The sequence below is a fragment of the Shewanella holmiensis genome (assembly GCF_025370255.1).
Classification (GTDB): Bacteria; Pseudomonadota; Gammaproteobacteria; order Enterobacterales; family Shewanellaceae; genus Shewanella; species Shewanella holmiensis.
Genome location: NZ_JAMTCD010000029.1, coordinates 25,655 through 45,244 on the forward strand (window position 1 = coordinate 25,655; position 19,590 = coordinate 45,244).

A 19,590-nucleotide genomic window follows, 5' to 3' on the forward strand; every position below is an offset into this window, starting at 1 on the left:
TATGAACTTGCTTGAGCTAACAATTAAACAAAAAATCGCATTGGGTTTCGCCACCATTGGTGTGTTACTTCTTGCTGGAAGTAGCTTTTTTTATCGTTCGCTAAATCAAATTCAAACAGCTAACACTAATATTGAAACCTTAGCCCAGCCGGTGCAAAGCCAAAGCAATTCACTTCAACTCAGTTTATTGAAAATGGTTAAAACGGGGAGTTTGGCCTTTTCTCAAACAGGCAATGCTAATATCAGTGCTAACTTTAACCAATTTAAACAGTTAGAAAAAGAATATGCCGCCACTTTTAATGATCTTGCCAATAAAGTTGCCGACCAGCCTAATATGAAACAGGCGTTGGACAATGTTACCCAACAATATGCCCAATATCGTCAGCAGACTGAACGAATGTTCAATGCGAAATTAACGATTGAACAAACTCGCGAAGATTATCAAAAGCAATTCCAACAGTTTCTGACCATCAAAGATAAAGCCAGTAATAGCATGATTGATCTGGAAATGATTGATGCTGGCGATGATGTTCGCCTGCTTGAAGAAGTTATCGGCACAGGGACAAGATTAGACGACACTATTTATAATATGGGCAATATTATGGCTGAAGTCGCGCGCTTTACGGACTTAAAAAGTGTCGATACCCATCAGCAAGATGTCATGATGATGGTCAGCAGTATAGAGACCAATTTTCAGTTTTTAACTCAGCAAGCTTCCACATTACCTGCCGGTGATTTACTGGCAATTTTTGCCGAACAATTCAATCAAATGAAAGCCTTGTTAGACTCACCAGGTACACTTTATGAAAGCCACCGTAAGGTGGTTGAGGTAATTAAACAGTCTGAAATGGCTTATGAGCAATCTAATCAATACTTTGAATCAAGCTTTTCTGAACTGAACAAGCTTATCACCCTAGCGGATAAACGTTTTGGTGATTACCAACTTGCCGCCTCAAATGAAGTGAGTACCGCCCAGACACTCGCAATTGGTCTGGCGGTAATTTTTATTGCTCTTGCTATCATGATTTACTATTTCACTTCTAAGGCAATGCTCGGTCCTTTGCAAGCGGTCAACAAAGCATTATCACGTATTGCCAGTGGTGATTTATCGAGAAGGCTTGATAAACGTAATAATGATGAGTTTGGCGAGTTAATGGATAACATTAACAAGCTCTCCGACGATTTAACCTCCTTACTGCAAGATATCAGCCGAGATGCGCATTTACTTGATGAGTCTGCCATTAGATCTCAAGCACAGGGGGAGCAAATAGCCAACTCGGCTAGTCATCAGATTGGTCAAATCAACCAAGCGAAGCGGTTAGCGGAGCAAATTCATCACAGTTCCAGTTTAGTGAATGAACAAGCCAGTGAATCTGCCAATCATATTAGCTTAGCCTCTTCGCAGGGTAAGCAAGTAAAAGAGATTGCTGATGATAACCGCGATAGAATTGAGCAGTTATCGATGGGCTTAAGTCACTCAGTAGATACCATGAACAACCTCAGCCAGCACAGTGATAACATTGGCGGTATTTTAGTGACCATTAGTGCTATTGCAGATCAAACTAACCTACTTGCTTTGAATGCTGCCATTGAAGCTGCCCGAGCAGGCGAACATGGTCGCGGTTTTGCTGTTGTCGCTGATGAAGTGCGCTCGCTTGCGTCAAGAACCCAATCTTCAACCGCTGAAATTCAAAATATGATCACCGCTTTACAGCATGAAACGACCAATGCAGTTAACGCCATTTCAAAAGGCCAATCTGACGCTAACCAATGTGTTGCACAAAGCCAATCGTTACATGATGCAATTGAACAAATTGAATCGGCTTTACTGACGATTAACAAAATGAGCCAAGGAATTAATCAAGCTGCACATGAACAGGTTAATTTTAGTGAGCAAATTGAACACACTATGACTATAACCGCTGAGTCTGCTGAAACTAATGCACAGGAGTCATCAGCAATGGCCAAACGCAGCCAAGAATTGAATCAGCTGGCGCACTCACTTACTGCTTCAGTTGAAAGATTTAAACTTTAATCTCTCAATCTTATTTGTTTTTCTGCTAGCTAAGAAAAAATGATGGCGAAGTGTTGTGACTTAATTGCTGTTGTCCATTCAGTCGAATTAATCACGACCTTTTATTATGGTGTAATACACTTTAATCGGTTGCATTCACAAGTGTCCGTTTACTTACAAAACTCACATCGGCTGTTGAGCTGATGACTCGCGGCTCAGCGCTCAAGTTTACACAAAAGTCAGACGTTTAGAGTATGTTAGCTAACAATAACCGATTAGAATGATTGAAGGTAAATAAAAAAGTCGAATTAAACCTTATGTCTAATTCGACTTAATCTTTTTCTTGCGATCAGATTTTTAATCCCACAAAAACTCTCTGAAATGTTTGCGGCAAACTGACTCGTAAGATTCGTTACCACCAATAGCCACCTGCTCGCCTTCTTTCATTGGTTTGCCCTCGCCATCTAGGCGCACAACCATATTGGCTTTACGGCCACAATGGCAAATGGTTTTCAGCTCAACAAGCTTATCGGCCCAGGCCAAAAGATACTGGCTACCAGTAAATAATTCGCCTTGGAAATCATTACGCAATCCGTAACACAACACCGGAATATCGAGAATGTCGACAACATAGGTTAGTTGCTTAACCTGGGCTTTAGACAGAAATTGGCTTTCATCAATCAACACACAATGAATATGCTTTTGTTGATGAGATTGTGAAATCATCCCACTAAGATCATCATGACTTGCAAAAACCTGAGCATCGGTTTCGATACCAATTCGTGATGCCACTTTACCTACGCCATAACGATCATCAATTGATGCTGTCATAACTAGAGTGTGCATACCACGTTCACGGTAATTATAAGAAGATTGTAATAGCGAGGTCGATTTGCCCGCGTTCATTGATGAATAATAGAAATACAGTTGTGCCACAAGAAATTCCAATATTTTTGCTTTGCTAAATTCTACTCGTTTAATAGCAAACTTCACAAACAAAAATGCCGCACAATGTTAATTGTGCGGCATTTTATATCCATCAAATCGCTTATCGGCGAGTATAAATCATTAGTCCTGCTACTGTGATGGCAAACACCAGACTACAGGCTAGAAAGCCACTCATGATGGAACCGGTAAATCCAAGTACCGAATAGCCAACAATGCTGATAAAGGCAACAATTAATGCATATGGCAGCTGCGTAATTACATGGTCAATATGATGACAACTTGCACCTGTTGAAGACAAAATAGTTGTATCAGAAATAGGAGAGCAATGGTCACCAAATACCGCTCCAGCTAATACGGCTGATAACATGGGTAACATCATAGTCGAGTCGCTACCCATCGCCATATCTGCTGCAATTGGCAGCATAATGCCAAAGGTACCCCAACTTGTGCCCGTTGAAAAAGCAGTAATCCCCGCAAGAATAAACAGCACCACAGGCAGCAATTCAAAAGGTATCGCGCCAGTGACTAAACTGGCCATGTATTTACCGGTTTCCAATTGGCCAATAACCCCTGCAATCGACCATGCAAACAGCAGAATATAAATTGCAGGTAACATTGAGCGAGCACCAGCAACGACGCCCTGTAAGACCAAGCGGATTGCTAGCTTTTGCATAAAAGCCAGCACCAAAGTCACGATAAAACCAACAATAGATCCGTAAAATAATGATTGGCTAACAGCAGTGTTTTCGAACGCGCCCAAAACATCAAAGGGCTTACCATCTGCGGCTAATGCATCGGCACCACTGCTTATCATAAAGTAAACAGTCGCGGCAATTAACGCTAAAATGGGTAAAAACAGTCCAATAATTTTACCTGTATCGGCCTCTGGTAAGTCTGGATTTGCACCAGGCGGTAAACCTTTAGACTCATCATAAAGCTCACCTTTTTGCGCCTTTAATTCATGCTGGCGCATTGGGCCAATATCCAGACCAAAGATGGCCACGCATAATAAAAGTAACAAGGCGAAGATAGCGTAAAAGTTCATTGGGATCATCTGCACAAATACACTTAGATGACCAGAATCGGTAAATCCATGCGCAGTTAAAATACCGCCTATCAGTGCAATAATATACGCGCCCCAACTTGATATGGGTGATATCACGCACACAGGCGCTGCGGTCGAATCTAATAGGTAAGCCAGTTTTGCCCTCGAGATATGGTATCTATCGGTTATCGGTTTAGAAATAGACCCTACAACTAAACTATTGAAGTAATCATCGATAAAAACCACGCAGCCCAAAAACATTGTCATCAGTTTAGCATCGCGTTTACTGCGAATACGGTCTTTAGCCCAATCAGCAAACGCGCGAGATGCCCCGCTCACGGTGATCAACGCGGTGATCATGCCTAACATGATCAAAAAACCTAAAATTTGTAAATTCCAACTGTTTAATGCGCCATCATCCCAAAGGAGGCCTGTGACGGTTTCAACTAAAAATGTGCTTGTGTCCCCTAATGAGAACTGTGTGAGCAACAATGCGCCCACTAGAATACCGACGCCAAGCGACAACAATACTTTACGAGTAACAATCGCTAAAATAATTGCGATTGCAGGGGGGAGCAGTGACAGTGCCGAATCGGCATGACTTAGTACGTTCATTATTTATTCTTCGTGTGTGTACGAATGGAGGGCGACTGAACCGGTGCAAAGCAAAATAACGCTAAGGAACACCTGTCCTATCAGTAGCGCTCCATAGTAATTTATCTTTGTCATCCCGACAAAAAATACTATGGCAGTAAGGTACCTATTCGGTAACCATACCAGCTGTTAAGTTTGATAACGGTAACAACTTCGGCACTGAATCCTTTCAAGCTAGATCACAGGCATCACCCTAACTAACTCTACTCTTATTCAGCGCACCTCTACTTAAAAGGGCAAAAAAGCGTGCACATGAAAACATAGCGGCGATGGGGTTGCCACCCCATCGCCGCGTATTGTGACAAAAGTCACATTTACAGTAAATTATTTAGTGCGGGGATAGCATCAAATAAGTCTGCTTCTAGACCATAATCTGCCACTTGAAAAATTGGCGCTTCTGGATCTTTGTTAATAGCAACAATCACTTTAGAGTCTTTCATACCTGCAAGATGTTGGATGGCACCCGAAATACCCACAGCAATATATAGGTCAGGGGCTACAATCTTGCCTGTTTGGCCGACTTGTAAATCATTGGGTACAAAGCCTGCATCCACTGCAGCACGTGATGCACCAACGGCTGCACCTAACTTATCGGCTAATTGCTCAAGAATGGCAAAGTTCTCACCGCTTCCCATACCACGGCCGCCAGACACTATGATACCGGCATTGCCTAATTCAGGACGTGCTGATTCAGTGAGTGTTTGCGAGACAAACTCAGTACGCGCATCAAGAGCATCACCCACAGAAACTAATTCTGCGCTACCCGTTGAAGCAACAGCATCAAACGCACTTGAGCGAACTGTCATCACTTTTTTCGCATCTAAACTTTGTACCGTGGCAAGCGCATTACCCGCGTAAATTGGGCGAATAAACGTATCAGCACTTTCAATCCCAATAACTTCAGATATTTGCGCAACATCTAATAATGCCGCAACACGCGGTAAGGTATCTTTACCTACGCTCGATGCAGCAGATAATATATGTGAATAATCAGCTGATAAGCCAATAATTAACTTGCCTAGGTTTTCAGCTAAGTGATTTGCATACACAGCCGAATCAGCAACAATCACCTTCGTTACACCCGTTAATGCTTGCGCAGTTTTGGCCGCTTCAGCGCATTGATGACCTGCCACTAGCACATGAATATCACCTCCAATTGCAGATGCAGCGGCAACCACTTTTGCAGTATCCGCTTTTAAATGCGCATTATCGTGTTCTGCTAAAACTAAAATGCTCATATTAGATCACCTTCGCTTCGTTTCTTAATTTTTCGACAAGTTCTTCTACTGAAGACACCATAATACCGGCTTTACGTTCAGCAGGTGGCGTGACTTTTAGAACAGTTTGATGAGCCTTTAACGTTACACCTAAATCAGCAATTGTATGCACATCTAACGGTTTACGTTTCGCTTTCATAATGTTTGGTAAGGACGCATAACGCGGTTCATTTAAACGTAAATCAACAGAAACAACAGCAGGCAATGGCATTTTTAAGGTTTGTAATCCACCATCAATTTCACGGGTCACGACAATGTTGTCGCCTTCAACTTTTACTTCAGAAGCAAAAGTAGCCTGCGGCATATCAGCTAGAGCAGCCATCATTTGGCCAGTTTGGTTGTTATCGCCATCAATAGACTGTTTACCAAAAACCACTAATTGTGCTTGTTCTTTTTGTTGCACAGCCAACAGTAATTTTGCAATTGATAATGGCACAAGCTCTTCATCAGTTTCGACATGTATAGCGCGATCTGCGCCTAATGCCATGGCTGTTCTTAATTGTTCTTGCACAGCTTTGGTGCCAACACTCACCACAACCACTTCAGTGGCGATGCCTGCTTCTTTTAGGCGGACAGCTTCTTCGACAGCGATTTCACAAAATGGATTCAAAGCCATTTTAAGATTAGCGGTATCAACATTTGAATGATCAGCTTTTACCCTGACCTTTACATTGGCATCAACGACGCGCTTTACAGGCACCAATACTTTCATAGGGTTTCCTTCCTACACCTTGTCTATGGACAACACATTGGCCAATGCCAATGCAAGATAACTCAACTTTACGACCTGTTAACGTTAACGTCAACCTAAGTTAAACGCTTGTTTGAAAAATATAACACAAAACTGGCAAGGAAAAGTAACAATGACTCAAACTAGTTCCATTTACTGGCTATAAATAGCCCGTTTTTAAATCATTTCATAAAATAAGCTTATTTTTGATAAATTAAATTGATCAAGGTCGAATAAGTTTCTATTATTGTGGGTATTAATAAAAATAAGTTTTATTAATTGTTATTAGCTAAGTTGAATGCACTGCAAAATAAAAACATCAATGATAATTTTTACGGTTAAAAGTTATTGATGTTTATTTAAGTCGTTATTAACAATTATTTACTCCAGTTAATTAACATTCTATACGGTATAGCATCATTCAATAATGTAGTAACAAATATAATTTATTCAAATTCCATTTGATTTAGGACGCTTAACATTATGAGTGATTTTTTAGATATTTTAACCCATGGCCGTCGTTTTAAAGCTGCAGTTAAAGAACTGAGCATTGAAGATTTACGCGACTTAGCCGTAAAGCTTGATAAAGTGATTGTTGAACGTGAAGAAGAAGCAAAAGCTGATGAAGCCGCTAATGCTGAACGTAATGCACGTATTGCAGAGATCCTTGCTCAAATTGAAAATAGCGGACTATCAATTGAAGATTTAGGCGAAGTCACTGCCACTAAATCTGCCCCAAAGAAACGTGCTCCACGTCCAGCCAAATATCAAATTACTGTTGATGGCGAATTAATTCAGTGGACTGGTCAAGGGCGTATGCCAACCGTATTCAAAAAAGAAGTCGATGCGGGTAAGTCTATGGATTGTTTCTTAATTCCTGGTATGGAATAAACTGTCCAATAGCTTCATATAAAACGCTTACTTTGGTAAGCGTTTTTTTCTCCATCGCATTGAAGGTTTGCTTTCGCCTCAAATAAGAACAGAGTAAACTGTTATCAAATTGAATTAAGTGAGCTGACTAATGTCCTCTTCCCAACTAAAAATGTTATCCATCTGTTCATTTGCATTATTATTAACCGCTTGTGCTGGTGATTATGCCTTCAATAGTAATCTTGATGGTAAAGCGATTGATGAGTATTTCAAAGTGGGTGATGTCGCACTTTACGAAGGAGACATATTACCAAAAGGGCGCTATTCAGTTATTGGCTTAGCTGAAGGCGAAATTTGCCAGGATGTGATAAATGGTGCTCCAGCATCGATTGAAGATGCACGTACAGAAGCCCGAAAAAAAGCGGCTGATATGGGAGCAAACGGTCTTATTATCAAGCAATGCCTTGTTATCGAAGAGCAAGAGGCGGGTTGCTTTACTCGTAGCTTATGTGTCGGGCAAGCCATAAAACGCGCTCAGGTAGAGTAACGTTTTTCTTTTTTGTTTAGCCAAAATAGATTCCATTTTGGCTGACTTTTTCTCAAGTTGATCTGTGCCATGTTTACATCTCAAATTAATGCAGTGGCAGTGTGCCGAACCCCTTATAAGCAAAAATTCGGCATCCCTCGCCAACCAGGTTTAGTCGATGTCAAAGGCTACGTTGAATTAGTCCCAGAGCTAAACAACCTCGATGCCATTAGAGGCATTGAACAGTATTCACACCTTTGGTTGCTGTTCTGTTTTCACGAAAATCTCGCCCAAGGTTGGAAAACGACAGTTCGCCCGCCCCGCCTTGGTGGTAATGAAAAATTAGGTGTATTTGCCACTCGTTCAACATTTCGGCCCAATGGCATTGGACAATCTGTGGTTAAATTGCATGGCGTTGTTCAGCGTAAGGGAAAAGTCTGCCTAGAAATATCCGGGATGGATTTATTAGATGGCACACCTATTATTGATATAAAACCTTATATTCCTTTTTCTGATGCTATTCTCAATGCTAAAGGCGGAATTGCTCACGATGCGCCAGAATTAATTAATGTCAGTTTTGCCCAAACAGCACAAATACAATTAGCTTCATTGACGCAAAATGATAAATACCCTCAGCTGCAATCGTTAATATCTGCAGTACTTGCGCAAGACCCTAGACCCGCTTATAAAAAAGCCAAATTGGATCCCAAAATATACCAAGTCGCGCTGTACGATCTCGATATATTTTGGCAAGTCATCGACCAAGAAATTGTTGTAATAGAATTAAAGCCTACTACATTGACATTACTGGACGATTAAACCCATTTATTTCAAATGAATATTGTTTAAATTTCATACTGAGGGGGATATTTAATGGCATCACTTGATTACCAAAAGCAGCATAAAAAAAGGCTGTCTTGGATGCCTTGGCTTTATTTCTCATTAAAACCGAAACTACTTGAATGGGCGATCCCCTGGCAACAGGAAATTCAACAAACATTAGCGCAATTAGAAACGATCAATATCGGCGAATACTGTTTTATTGCCCCTGAAGCAGAATTGTTTGCTGAGCCCGGTCGAGACATAGTGATAGGTAATAAATGCATGATTGCTGCAGATGTTTTTATGCATGGTCCTATCACGTTAGGCAATGAAGTGGCTATAAACCATGGTTGCAGTTTAGATGGCGGAAGAACGGGGATCACAATAGGTTCTCAAACCCGAATCGCTAATAATGTCACCATTTATGCATTTAATCACGGCATGTCTCCGAACGCCCCTATCTATGAGCAGCCCGTCACTTCTAAAGGCATTGTAATAGGCCAAGATGTATGGATTGGCGCACAAGCTGGAATTGTAGATGGTGTAAGTATTGGTGACCGTGCCGTTATTGGTATGGGTTGTATTGTCACTAAAGATGTACCAGCTTACTCCATTGTTGCAGGTAACCCAGCCAAAGTGATTGGAGATAGGCGTAAAAAATAAAGTACAGGCTATGAAAGGCTCGATAAATTAACCTTCTAATCCAGTAATAATCAGGTGACATAAGCGCTTCAAGTGCTAAAATGGCGCTCATTGACTTTTATTAAAATGGAAACTGGAATGCGAGTTAGTAAGTACCTGCTTTCAACACAAAAAGAAACTCCTGCTAATGCAGAAGTGATTAGCCATCAATTAATGCTACGTGCCGGCATGATCCGTCGCAATGCTTCTGGTTTATATAGTTGGTTGCCGTCAGGTTTACGCGTACTTCGTAAAGTTGAAGCTATCGTGCGTGAAGAAATGAATAACGCAGGTGCTATTGAAATTCTGATGCCTTTAGTTCAGCCAGCTGACCTATGGGTAGAAACAGGTCGTTGGGAAAAATTCGGCCCTGAATTACTTCGCTTTCAAGATCGCCATAACCGCGACTTCGTTTTAGGCCCAACTCACGAAGAAGTGATCACTGACTTAGTCCGTAAAGAGTTAAGCTCATACAAACAATTACCGCTTAACCTCTATCAAGTGCAAACTAAATTCCGTGATGAGGTTCGCCCTCGTTTTGGTGTAATGCGTGCTCGTGAATTTTTAATGAAAGACGCATACTCATTCCATTTAGATCAGCAAACCATGGATGAAACCTATCAATCCATGTATACCGCTTATAGTAATATTTTAAGCCGTATGGGATTAGAATTTCGCCCAGTTCTTGCTGATACTGGCTCAATTGGTGGCAGTGTTTCCCATGAGTTCCATGTACTAGCAAATAGTGGTGAAGATTTAATCGCCTATTCGACTGGCAGTGATTATGCCGCTAACATTGAGAAAGCTGAGTCACCAATGCCGACGCAAACTCGTCAAGCTCCGACTCAAGAGCTAAAGTTAGTCGACACCCCTAATGCTAAAACTATTGCAGAATTAGTGGAGCAATTTGGTTTAGCCATCACTCAAACCGTTAAAACATTAATCGTTAAAGGTGCTGCTGAAGATGCACCGTTAGTGGCATTGGTTGTACGTGGCGATCACGAGTTAAATGAAATCAAAGCAGACAAACTTGAAGCCGTTGCTTCACCTTTAGAGTTTGCAACTGAAGCAGAAATTCGTGCAGCTATTGGCGCAGGCCCAGGCTCTCTTGGTCCTGTAGGATTAAGCATGCCTATCATTATCGATCACAGTGTTGCAGTATTAAGTGACTTCGCAGCGGGTGCAAATCAGGATGATAAGCACCTATTTGGCATTAACTGGGAGCGTGATCTACCGCTAGCAACTTCAGCAGACATTCGTAATGTGGTTGAAGGTGAGCCAACACCAGATCATTTAGGCACATATGCAATGGCTCGAGGTATTGAAGTTGGCCATATTTTCCAATTAGGCACCAATTATTCAAAATCAATGAATGCAACTGTGCTTGACGAAAATGGAAAAGCACAAGTGTTATTAATGGGTTGTTACGGTGTCGGTGTCAGCCGTATTGTTGCCGCGGCAATTGAACAGAACCATGATGACCGTGGTATTATTTGGCCTGAAGCGATTGCCCCATTCCAAGTCGGTATTTTACCGATGAATATGCACAAGTCTCATCGCGTAGCAGAAATTGCTGAAAAACTTTATGCTGACTTACAAGCTAAAGGTATTGAAGTATTAATGGATGACCGTAAAGAACGCCCTGGTGTGATGTTTGCGGATATGGAACTGATTGGTTTACCACATGTTGTTGTTATTGGTGACCGCAATATCGACGAAGGTGTATTTGAATATAAAAATCGTCGTACCGGTGAAAAACAAAATATTCCTTTCGATGATATTATTGATTTTTTAACCGCATCGAATTAAGTTTTATTCAATTAAAAAATTGATATTAAAAAACGCACTTTAAAGTGCGTTTTTTTATTGTTGCTTTATGTAAATATCAATCTCAAGCCCTTGATTAACTTCTGAAATTAACTCTAACCTCCCGCCTAATTTCTGGGTTACCAAGTTATATACAATCGACATTCCCAAGCCGGTACCACCTGCACTCCTGGCTGTAGTAAAAAAAGGTTCAAATATTCTCTCCTTGGCTTCTTTTGACAATCCTTTGCCATTATCTTTATAAAACATTTTAATTTCATCACCACATAATTGTGCGCCTAGAGTAATGATTTTGTTACCAGTAAAATCTTCTGGATAAGCGTGGCGAAAGCAGTTAGATACAAGGTTAGTAAAAATTTGCGCAATCGCCCCAGGATAAGACTCAACCATAATTGAATCAGCCAGCTGAATATCCAATTGAATATTTTGTTTACGCGTTAAAGGCCTTAAGGGTGTTGATATTTGTTCTAAATATTCAGTTAAATTGAAATATTCTTTTTCAAGGGTAAGTTGATCTGCAGCAGTGCGTTTAAAGTTATGCACTAACTCAGCAGCTCTTGATAAATTCCGTTCAATCAGTAATAAACCATCTGTCATCGTTTCAATAAAATACTGAAACTCTTTTTCGTCTAACTCACCCGCTAAAAATTGTTTCTTAAGCTTATTTAGCTCATCAATACAATGACTGGTTGAAGTAACTGAAATACCCAATGGAGTATTCACTTCATGCGCCACACCAGCCACTAAATTACCCAATGCGGCTAACTTCTCACTTTCAATCAAACTGGCTTGTGTCGTTTTAAGGTGTATTAATGCTTGCTGTAATTCATCGGTTCTTTTAGCCACTTTGCTTTCAAGCTCACCGTTGAGTTTCTCCAACAAAACTTGGTGACTTCTTACTTGATTGGCGTTAACCGCGCGACCATATAAATCTGCCAACGAACCAACAAACACTTCTTCATCTCGACTCCATTTTTTTAGCTCTCCACGGTGTTCACAGCAAATAATGCCAATCATTTTCCCCGCATGACGAATGGGACTATCCAACATAGAAACAATGCCTTGCGGCTTTAAATAAACATCGGTAAATTCAAGTGTTGCCGAGTGTCGATGTGCATCTGACGCCGAAATAACGCGTTCAGAGTCTAAGGCATGAAAATAGTTAGGAAAGTGTTCACGTGTTAAAATTATATTGTCTTGGCGAGTCGCGTTATCTAACAATAAAAAGCACTCAATAGACTGCTTATCTTCTGCAAGCAACCAAATACCGGCACGTTCAATATTCAACCCAAGGCAGATTGATTCAATGATCAATTGTGAAGCACTGTGCAAATCACCTTGATCTATTAGTTCAGATTGACTGACTTTGAATAAGACTTTCTCAAGTGAATGATGCATATCTAGTGGACTTCATCTGCACTATCAGGCATTTGACGCTGGATTTCAATAAATCGGTCCATCAATGCCAAACTAGCGTCACACATGACAGGATCAAATTGTTTACCCGATTGCTCATTCAAATACTCAATCACTTTTTCCGCAGGCCAAGCTGGTTTGTAACTGCGTTTAGAAAGAAGTGCATCAATAACATCAACAATGGCCATTATCCGCCCTTCTACTGGGATATCTTCACCCACAAGACCTCTAGGGTAGCCTTGCCCATCCCATCGCTCATGATGGGTATAAGCTATTCTGGCGCCCATTTTGGCAATAATACGGTTTGATGCAGCAAGCAAGTTGTAACCTTTTTCAGCATGGGTTTTCATGATTTGCCATTCATCATCGGTCAGTTTACCAGGCTTGTGTAGAATACTTTCAGGAATACCAATTTTACCGACATCATGAAGCGGTGCGGCATAGCGGATCGTTTCAATGAAATCGAGGCTTTGATCAAGGTATTCAGCTAATATTTCACTCATTAATGCAACACGTCTAACATGTGCGCCGGTTTCTTTACTGCGCTGCTCTATGGCATCACCAATGATTAAAATAAGTTCTTTTTGAGTTTGTTGGACGTTTTCTTTACCGGATAAGTTTTCAAATGTGAGACTGACATTGGCAGCAAAGAGCTCAAGGATCCTCACTTGTAGCTGAGTTAAAGTAGCATTATGCTCTAAATATAAAATGCTGGTGACATCATTACCAAACTCGTAGAAACCCACATAAATGTTGTCATGCACTATGGATTTTTTAAGTGCAATAGCTTCAATTATGTATTCTTTTACATCACCGGGTAATGCCTCAACGCTGTCAATTTCAGAATAACTGACCATCTCACCGGTTGCGGCTAACAAATTCATTTGAGTGTCGTGGTATAAATCCTCATGATAGCTGGTGAGGTATAAAGCCGAGCTATTCAAGCTAAGCAGCTGTAAGGTTTGCTCTAAAACCGCGCTACCAAAATGATGCAGTGTATGACTACGCAGCACAGAAGAGGAAGCTGAAATCACCTTTTCCATACCACGCTGGCTTTGTTCAATGATTTTAATGTCACGGTATGAACGCAGAGAAGTATAAACACAGGATTTTAATTTTGCCGCGGTCAGTTCTGTTTTAGCTTTGTAATCGTTAATATCAAAATCTCGTATCACCCTTTCTTCTGGTGCACTTCCTGGCTGTCCGGTCCTTAATATTATTCGCGTGCTATGATTATTAAGTTCACCACGAATACGCTCAATTAAATCGAGTCCAGCATGATCATTTTCCATCACAACATCTACAAACGCTAACGCGATATCTTGCTCATCACGCAGAAGTTCAAAACCCTCTTGGCCGCTAAAGCAAGAATAAAATACTAATCCACGGCCATCTAAATTAAATTGACTTAACGCAAATTTGGTAACCTCGTGGATCCCAGGCTCATCATCAATGATGACGACTTTCCATGGGGGAAGATGAACACGAGATTTAAATTCCGCGTCATTGTCCTTTGGCATATCAGCAGATTTTTTAAACAGGGCCAATGGAGATTCCTTACTGTTACTCTATCTATTCAGGGTTATTGTTATAAAATGTGAAACGAAGATTTATTATTTTTATTATCTACCCCTAAGTTAATAGCTGATAAATCGCACACTTGTCAAAGAAAAGTTAACGGATTGAAAAGATATATTTTCATTAGTTTATTAAAGAATTAGTCTAGAGATACTTATCCGACTAGTCTGAAAAGTTAAAACAAGACATACTATTTAAAAAGCATAATTTAAAAGGATTGAATGATACCGTGTCGATTGGACTTGTACTTGGTGGCGGCGGTGCCCGCGCAGCATATCAAATAGGGGTATTAAAAGCGCTAGTGCAGTTATACCCCAGAAACCAGCACGTTCCCTTCAGTATTATTTGCGGTACATCTGCCGGTGCAATAAATGCGACCTCACTAGCAACCCACGCGGCATGTTTTCACCTTGGTGTGAAAAAGTTAGATTGGGTTTGGCGTCATTTTGAAACCCACCAAGTATATGAGTCATCGGTATTTGGGGTCACTAAACACCTGATAAAAATGGCTATTAAAGGCTTACAGCATGACAAAATCAGTACAGATGCTGGCAGCTTATTAAACAATCAACCATTACGCGAATTACTTAACAAACTCATTGACTTTAAACGTATCGACAGAAACATTCACCTAGGTGCACTCGATGCGATTAGTGTAGATGCATCTTGCTATAACAACTCTATGTCATACAGTTTTTTTCACGGTAAACATTCAATCGAAAACTGGAAACGTGCCCGCAGACAAGGACAACGCAGTCAATTAAACACCGACCATTTGCTGGCTAGTTCAGCCATACCAATGGTGTTTCCATCAATAAAGTTAAATCGTGCATTTTTTGGTGACGGCTCCGTTCACCAATTATCTCCGTTATCCAGCCCAATCCATCTTGGTGCTACAAAACTATTTGTGATTAACTTAGATAGCCCGCATAAACAAGAAGATAAGCAACTCAAACATCACCCTAAAACGGCGACTATTGCAGGGCATTTACTTGATACTATTTTTTCTGACACCTTAAACAGTGATCTTGAACGCTTGCAGAGGGTCAATCACACATTGAGCCTAATATCTGATGAAGATAAAAATAAACTCAATCTACGTGAAATTGAAACTTTAGTCATTAAACCGAGTGAAGACTTAAGTGAAATCGCCGCACGTTACTATTTAGAAATGCCAATGGCTATTCGTCACTTATTAAAATTATTTGGAATTAATCAACAATCAGATTCAAGTATTGTGTCTTACCTACTGTTTGAAAAAGCCTATACCAGTGCATTGATCGATTTGGGGTATCAGGACGCGTTAGTTCAAATGGATGAAATTAAACATTTCTTCGATATTATTTAACAACATAAGCGACTATTAAAAAGTCATCTTTTTAGGCTTATGACTGTCATATTTTATTCATTTAAATTTGATAGGCTTAACCAAAGTGAGTTTACTGACTTTGACATGCAATTTATTTCACCAATCTGAGCTAAAAATTTCGCTTTAGATTTTAACTAACTTTAGGTAAAAAGAGCCTGTACCAATAGCGGTATTGTATTTTGGAAAGCTAAGAAATGGCACACACATTTGAATTTGATGAAGATGATGCACCTTGGGGTGACAACATAAAAGGAAAACCTAAGTCGAAGAAAGTGAAACAAAGACGCCGCGATACCAAGCGTCGTTACTTCGATGAAAATGCTGAAATGGAGTTTTCACCCGCTAATAAGTGGAAGTAAATTAACAGGGATATACCATCAAGTTTAAAAAGCAAGTTACAGCAAACTTGCTTTTTTATTGCCTAAAATTTAAAAACTGGCTTTACCACCAATAAAAATGCCCTCTTGGAATGTGCTATTAGGCGCAGATTCAAAGTCAAACGATGATTTTCGATAGCCTACAAATATTGCCATATTGGGATTAAAGTGATATTGAGCTTTACCTTCATACTCAAAATAGCCAGACGAATCAGCAAAAGACAATACTGATGGGGCATAATAAGCCGCTACATTTAGTGTGGTATTTTTGGCTATTTGTAATCCATATTCCCCACCAACAGCCAGCACGGTGGCATTTGGGCCTTGATCCATCCATGCTTTTACAAATTTAGGACCCACTTCAAAAGAATGAGGACCGCTTTGATGTGCCATATGCATAGAAAACTGCACTAATTGGTCTTTATTGTCAGAGTAGGTATAACCTGCCCCCATATTGATATTTGGTGAAATATTAGTTTTCACATCAGCCGAAACAACATGCTCACTCACTTCAAAATTAAAATCGCCTGCAAATGCAGAAGTAGAAACACCGGCTAAAAACATTGCTGAAAAATAATACCTTTTCATAATCCCTCCTCACTTAGTTGATAGCTAAATGATACGTGAGACATTAAATAAAGCATTTAAAATCAAGCAATTGATTTATTTTCAAGCGGTATATACTCTTAAGTTGCACACCATTTTTAAAAAGTTATAACAACCAGCAACAAAAAAGGACCAATAGGTCCTTTTTGATCAATGACATTTAACGAGCGATTTATAAGTACAAAATGGTCGCTAAACCAAGAAATGTGAAAAAACCTACAACATCGGTCACTGTGGTTAAAATAACTGACCCAGATAAAGCCGCATCCTGATTAAACTTCTGTAGGATCATAGGTACCATTACGCCAGCAATTGCTGCCATAGCCATATTAATTAAAATGGCACAACCAATGATAATGCCCATGATGACGTCATCAAACCACCATCCTGCGATTAAACCAATAACTATGGCCCACAAAAGACCATTTAATGCACCAATACCTAATTCATTTTTAAGTAAGGAGACGACGTTACCAGCGGAAATCTGACCCATTGCCATACCGCGGATCATCAATGTCAGTGATTGACTGCCTGCAATGCCGCCCATTGATGCAACAATTGGCATCAATACCGCTAAAGCCACTACTTGCGAAAGCACATTTTCAAATAAGCCAATCGTCGCTGAGGCTAAAAATGCGGTTAGAAGATTAATACCTAACCAAACGGCTCTTCTTCGAGCACCCACAATAATTGGCGCGAACAAGTCATCATCTTCGTCCATACCGGCTGTAGCCATCAGTTGCGATTCATAGTGCTCACGCACTAATGCCGTTGCTGTACGCAATGTCATACGGCCAATCAATGTCCCCTCATCATCAACTACAGGTAACTCTAGTTCACGACTGTGCTCAAGGGTTTCTGCTGACTCAATCAATGAGGAGTCAGCAGAAATCACTCGGCTATCAGGCCAAATTAACGCAGAAAGTAAACTGTCTGCATCGGCTTTAAATAAATCATACCGACGCACTGTGCCAACATATTTGTCGTTGGCATCCACTAAAAACAAGTGATCATTACAATCTAAATCAATTCGGCGAAAAAAACGTTGGCCTTGAGCAACAGTTGAGTCAGGATTTAATACCAACATTTGGTGATCGGCATAACGACCAATTTCATTCTCGTCATATTGGTCATAAAGTTCGAAGTGTTTACGTTGTCGCTCGCCCATCTGCGCTAAAGCGCGATCGGTAATACTATCAGGTAACGAGTCACTCCAATCAATCAGATCTTCAGGACTCAGTTGCGAGAACAGCAAATCCAATTCTTCATCGGGCATCTTTTTCAAAATGCCTAAACGAGGATCTGCACGCATCAAGTTTAAAACATCGACGCGCTCTTCTGGCTGAACTTGCTGCCAACGCTCATAACGTTCATCTAGCGGTAAAGATTCGAGTAGGATGGCAATTGTGCCGGCTTCAGCTTCATTTAGAATTTCACTGAACACTTCAGCTTGCTCTTCGCCCTCAGCTTCAGTCAGTTGTTGAACAACTTGACTCACCTCTATTTGTAATTGTGATGTAATGTCTTGTTCAGCTTCAGATATAAGTTCGTTCTTTAATTCTTCCATAAGCCCGCCCCTTATCTAATTAAGCGAATAATGCGCAGACTATATTGATATTTACCATGATAAGCAAATACATAAATTAAGTTGCACGCAACTTAATTGACCGATTTTAATTAATTCTTTATAGTGTTTAAAAACCATTAGAAAACCACAACATACGTTTTAGGTTTACCTTTAACGGTTTACTGCTTGGTATCGACTATATTTGATATTACCAGTTTATGAGGAGCACAAAATGAGCGCAGAAATTTATCAATTTGACGTTAAAGATATTCAAGGAAATAACGTCAGTATGGAAAACTTTAGAGGTAAAGTATTACTTATTGTCAATACAGCAAGTAAATGTGGTTTCACTCCGCAATATAAAGCATTAGAACAACTTTATCAGCAATATAAAGATAAAGGCCTAGTGATTTTAGGGTTTCCCTGTAATCAGTTTGGTAGTCAAGAACAAGGATCAGAAGCAGACATAAGCCAATTTTGCGAACTAAACTTTGGTGTCACCTTTCCTCTATTTAGCAAGATTGAAGTAAATGGTGATAATGCCGCACCACTTTATAATTACTTAAAGCAATCCGCTAAAGGGTTGTTAGGTAGTCAGTCAATTAAATGGAATTTCACAAAATTTTTAGTTGATACTCAAGGAAATGTTCTGGAACGATACGCTCCTACCACTAAACCAGAAGACTTAGCAGATAAAATTGCAACACTGTTGAAATAAATTATTTTCTAACAACATGAATTTTAAATGTATTTAAAATAAAATATTAAAAACTTTATTATCCTGAAATAATTTTCAATTATTTTTGAACTTTTAGATAGATGAACACTCAAATCTATTAACAGTGATTTTCACTTTGTTCATCATCTCCCTGGGACTTCTAGCGCGGTCCCCTTGATCTCTAAGTAGATCGATAGGCAATCATTTGATTGCCTTTTTTTATGGCTTTAAACTATAGAAAGTATAAAATTTAACCATAAAAAAACCACCTTTCGGTGGTTTAGTGTGGTATCCCATAGGGGATTCGAACCCCTGTTACCGCCGTGAAAGGGCGGTGTCCTAGGCCTCTAGACGAATGGGACGCCGAGATTTACTTATACTCAGTAAATAGAGTGAATACTCATTAATGTCTGTAGGCTAAACATTAACGCTATTTGTTGTTTCCAACAAAACTTGGTGGAGCTACACGGGATCGAACCGTGGACCTCTTCACTGCCAGCGAAGCGCTCTCCCAGCTGAGCTATAACCCCAAATTTCAGTCAATAGACACCAAAATTTTAAAATA

Annotated in this window: 17 protein-coding genes, 2 tRNA genes and 1 riboswitch; of the genes, 9 read left to right on the forward strand and 10 right to left on the reverse strand. The window is 40.1% G+C overall.

Going from position 1 to position 19,590, the window contains the following annotated elements:
- Position 1: 1 nt before the first annotated feature.
- On the forward strand, positions 2-2,035 hold the full coding sequence (locus NE535_RS16590) for a methyl-accepting chemotaxis protein (protein ID WP_261299714.1): 2,034 nt from the start codon (positions 2-4) through the stop codon (positions 2,033-2,035).
- Positions 2,036-2,371: 336 nt separating this feature from the next.
- On the opposite strand, the gene NE535_RS16595 is transcribed toward NE535_RS16590, so the two are convergent.
- The 4 genes from NE535_RS16595 to NE535_RS16610 all read right to left on the reverse strand — a co-directional run bounded on the left by NE535_RS16595 (position 2,372) and on the right by NE535_RS16610 (position 6,650).
- Complete coding sequence (locus NE535_RS16595; RefSeq protein WP_261299715.1) at positions 2,372-2,950, reverse strand: thymidine kinase; 579 nt, start codon at positions 2,948-2,950, stop codon at positions 2,372-2,374.
- A 112-nt stretch (positions 2,951-3,062) separates the two neighbouring features.
- A complete protein-coding gene (locus tag NE535_RS16600) occupies positions 3,063-4,622 on the reverse strand; it encodes a Na+/H+ antiporter NhaC family protein (protein ID WP_261299716.1) in 1,560 nt (519 codons plus the stop codon).
- Between the two features lie 76 nt (positions 4,623-4,698).
- Positions 4,699-4,896, reverse strand: a riboswitch (Lysine riboswitch).
- 79 nt (positions 4,897-4,975) lie between these two features.
- Positions 4,976-5,899 (reverse strand): electron transfer flavoprotein subunit alpha/FixB family protein, encoded by a 924-nt coding sequence (locus tag NE535_RS16605; protein ID WP_261299717.1) that lies wholly within the window; start codon positions 5,897-5,899, stop codon positions 4,976-4,978.
- Position 5,900: 1 nt separating this feature from the next.
- On the reverse strand, positions 5,901-6,650 hold the full coding sequence (locus NE535_RS16610) for an electron transfer flavoprotein subunit beta/FixA family protein (protein WP_261299718.1): 750 nt from the start codon (positions 6,648-6,650) through the stop codon (positions 5,901-5,903).
- 501 nt (positions 6,651-7,151) lie between these two features.
- Here NE535_RS16610 and NE535_RS16615 point away from each other — a divergent pair.
- The 5 genes from NE535_RS16615 (at position 7,152) to NE535_RS16635 (ending at position 11,376) form a co-directional block, all read left to right on the forward strand.
- Positions 7,152-7,559: an H-NS histone family protein gene (locus NE535_RS16615; RefSeq protein ID WP_261299719.1), complete on the forward strand. Its 408-nt coding sequence runs from the start codon at positions 7,152-7,154 to the stop codon at positions 7,557-7,559.
- 130 nt (positions 7,560-7,689) lie between these two features.
- Entirely contained in the window at positions 7,690-8,085 is a 396-nt protein-coding gene (gene rcsF, locus NE535_RS16620; protein ID WP_261299720.1) for an Rcs stress response system protein RcsF, read from the forward strand.
- A gap of 69 nt (positions 8,086-8,154) precedes the next feature.
- Positions 8,155-8,883: a tRNA (N6-threonylcarbamoyladenosine(37)-N6)-methyltransferase TrmO gene (gene tsaA / locus NE535_RS16625; RefSeq protein ID WP_261299721.1), complete on the forward strand. Its 729-nt coding sequence runs from the start codon at positions 8,155-8,157 to the stop codon at positions 8,881-8,883.
- A 54-nt stretch (positions 8,884-8,937) separates the two neighbouring features.
- On the forward strand, positions 8,938-9,549 hold the full coding sequence (locus NE535_RS16630; protein ID WP_261299722.1) for an acyltransferase: 612 nt from the start codon (positions 8,938-8,940) through the stop codon (positions 9,547-9,549).
- A 117-nt stretch (positions 9,550-9,666) separates the two neighbouring features.
- Entirely contained in the window at positions 9,667-11,376 is a 1,710-nt protein-coding gene (locus NE535_RS16635; protein WP_261299723.1) for a proline--tRNA ligase, read from the forward strand.
- 54 nt (positions 11,377-11,430) lie between these two features.
- On the opposite strand, the gene NE535_RS16640 is transcribed toward NE535_RS16635, so the two are convergent.
- Both NE535_RS16640 and NE535_RS16645 read right to left on the reverse strand, forming a co-directional pair.
- The gene (locus NE535_RS16640) at positions 11,431-12,792 is read right to left on the reverse strand and encodes a GAF domain-containing sensor histidine kinase (RefSeq protein ID WP_261299724.1); all 1,362 of its coding nucleotides are present in this window, start codon (positions 12,790-12,792) and stop codon (positions 11,431-11,433) included.
- 2 nt (positions 12,793-12,794) lie between these two features.
- Entirely contained in the window at positions 12,795-14,357 is a 1,563-nt protein-coding gene (locus tag NE535_RS16645; RefSeq protein WP_261299725.1) for a response regulator, read from the reverse strand.
- 260 nt (positions 14,358-14,617) lie between these two features.
- Between NE535_RS16645 and NE535_RS16650 the strand changes: the two genes are divergently transcribed.
- Positions 14,618-15,736, forward strand: a complete 1,119-nt coding sequence (locus NE535_RS16650; protein WP_261299726.1) for a patatin-like phospholipase family protein — start codon at positions 14,618-14,620, stop codon at positions 15,734-15,736.
- Positions 15,737-15,951: 215 nt separating this feature from the next.
- On the forward strand, positions 15,952-16,116 hold the full coding sequence (locus NE535_RS16655) for a small highly charged protein (protein ID WP_261299727.1): 165 nt from the start codon (positions 15,952-15,954) through the stop codon (positions 16,114-16,116).
- 69 nt (positions 16,117-16,185) lie between these two features.
- Here NE535_RS16655 and NE535_RS16660 read toward each other — a convergent pair whose 3' ends face one another.
- Entirely contained in the window at positions 16,186-16,722 is a 537-nt protein-coding gene (locus NE535_RS16660) for a YfaZ family outer membrane protein (RefSeq protein ID WP_261299728.1), read from the reverse strand.
- Positions 16,723-16,912: 190 nt separating this feature from the next.
- Complete coding sequence (locus tag NE535_RS16665; protein WP_261299729.1) at positions 16,913-18,307, reverse strand: magnesium transporter; 1,395 nt, start codon at positions 18,305-18,307, stop codon at positions 16,913-16,915.
- 232 nt (positions 18,308-18,539) lie between these two features.
- On the opposite strand from NE535_RS16665, the gene NE535_RS16670 reads away from it, so the two are divergent.
- The gene (locus tag NE535_RS16670; protein ID WP_261299730.1) at positions 18,540-19,025 is read left to right on the forward strand and encodes a glutathione peroxidase; all 486 of its coding nucleotides are present in this window, start codon (positions 18,540-18,542) and stop codon (positions 19,023-19,025) included.
- Positions 19,026-19,311: 286 nt separating this feature from the next.
- Here NE535_RS16670 and NE535_RS16675 read toward each other — a convergent pair.
- A tRNA-Glu gene (locus tag NE535_RS16675) sits at positions 19,312-19,387 on the reverse strand.
- Positions 19,388-19,479: 92 nt separating this feature from the next.
- Positions 19,480-19,555: transfer RNA gene (locus tag NE535_RS16680), tRNA-Ala, on the reverse strand.
- Between the last annotated feature and the right edge of the window lie 35 nt (positions 19,556-19,590).

Excerpts from the sequence above, each read along its gene's own strand:
- tsaA (WP_261299721.1), top strand. The coding sequence starts at position 8,155 with ATGTTTACATCTCAAATTAATGCAGTGGCAGTGTGCCGAACCCCTTAT.
- NE535_RS16600 (WP_261299716.1), bottom strand. The coding sequence starts at position 4,622 with ATGAACGTACTAAGTCATGCCGATTCGGCACTGTCACTGCTCCCCCCT.
- NE535_RS16615 (WP_261299719.1), top strand. The coding sequence starts at position 7,152 with ATGAGTGATTTTTTAGATATTTTAACCCATGGCCGTCGTTTTAAAGCT.
- NE535_RS16630 (WP_261299722.1), top strand. The coding sequence starts at position 8,938 with ATGGCATCACTTGATTACCAAAAGCAGCATAAAAAAAGGCTGTCTTGG.
- NE535_RS16605 (WP_261299717.1), bottom strand. The coding sequence starts at position 5,899 with ATGAGCATTTTAGTTTTAGCAGAACACGATAATGCGCATTTAAAAGCG.
- NE535_RS16655 (WP_261299727.1), top strand. The coding sequence starts at position 15,952 with ATGGCACACACATTTGAATTTGATGAAGATGATGCACCTTGGGGTGAC.
- NE535_RS16610 (WP_261299718.1), bottom strand. The coding sequence starts at position 6,650 with ATGAAAGTATTGGTGCCTGTAAAGCGCGTCGTTGATGCCAATGTAAAG.
- NE535_RS16670 (WP_261299730.1), top strand. The coding sequence starts at position 18,540 with ATGAGCGCAGAAATTTATCAATTTGACGTTAAAGATATTCAAGGAAAT.
- NE535_RS16590 (WP_261299714.1), top strand. The coding sequence starts at position 2 with ATGAACTTGCTTGAGCTAACAATTAAACAAAAAATCGCATTGGGTTTC.
- NE535_RS16660 (WP_261299728.1), bottom strand. The coding sequence starts at position 16,722 with ATGAAAAGGTATTATTTTTCAGCAATGTTTTTAGCCGGTGTTTCTACT.
- NE535_RS16635 (WP_261299723.1), top strand. The coding sequence starts at position 9,667 with ATGCGAGTTAGTAAGTACCTGCTTTCAACACAAAAAGAAACTCCTGCT.
- rcsF (WP_261299720.1), top strand. The coding sequence starts at position 7,690 with ATGTCCTCTTCCCAACTAAAAATGTTATCCATCTGTTCATTTGCATTA.
- NE535_RS16640 (WP_261299724.1), bottom strand. The coding sequence starts at position 12,792 with ATGCATCATTCACTTGAGAAAGTCTTATTCAAAGTCAGTCAATCTGAA.
- NE535_RS16665 (WP_261299729.1), bottom strand. The coding sequence starts at position 18,307 with ATGGAAGAATTAAAGAACGAACTTATATCTGAAGCTGAACAAGACATT.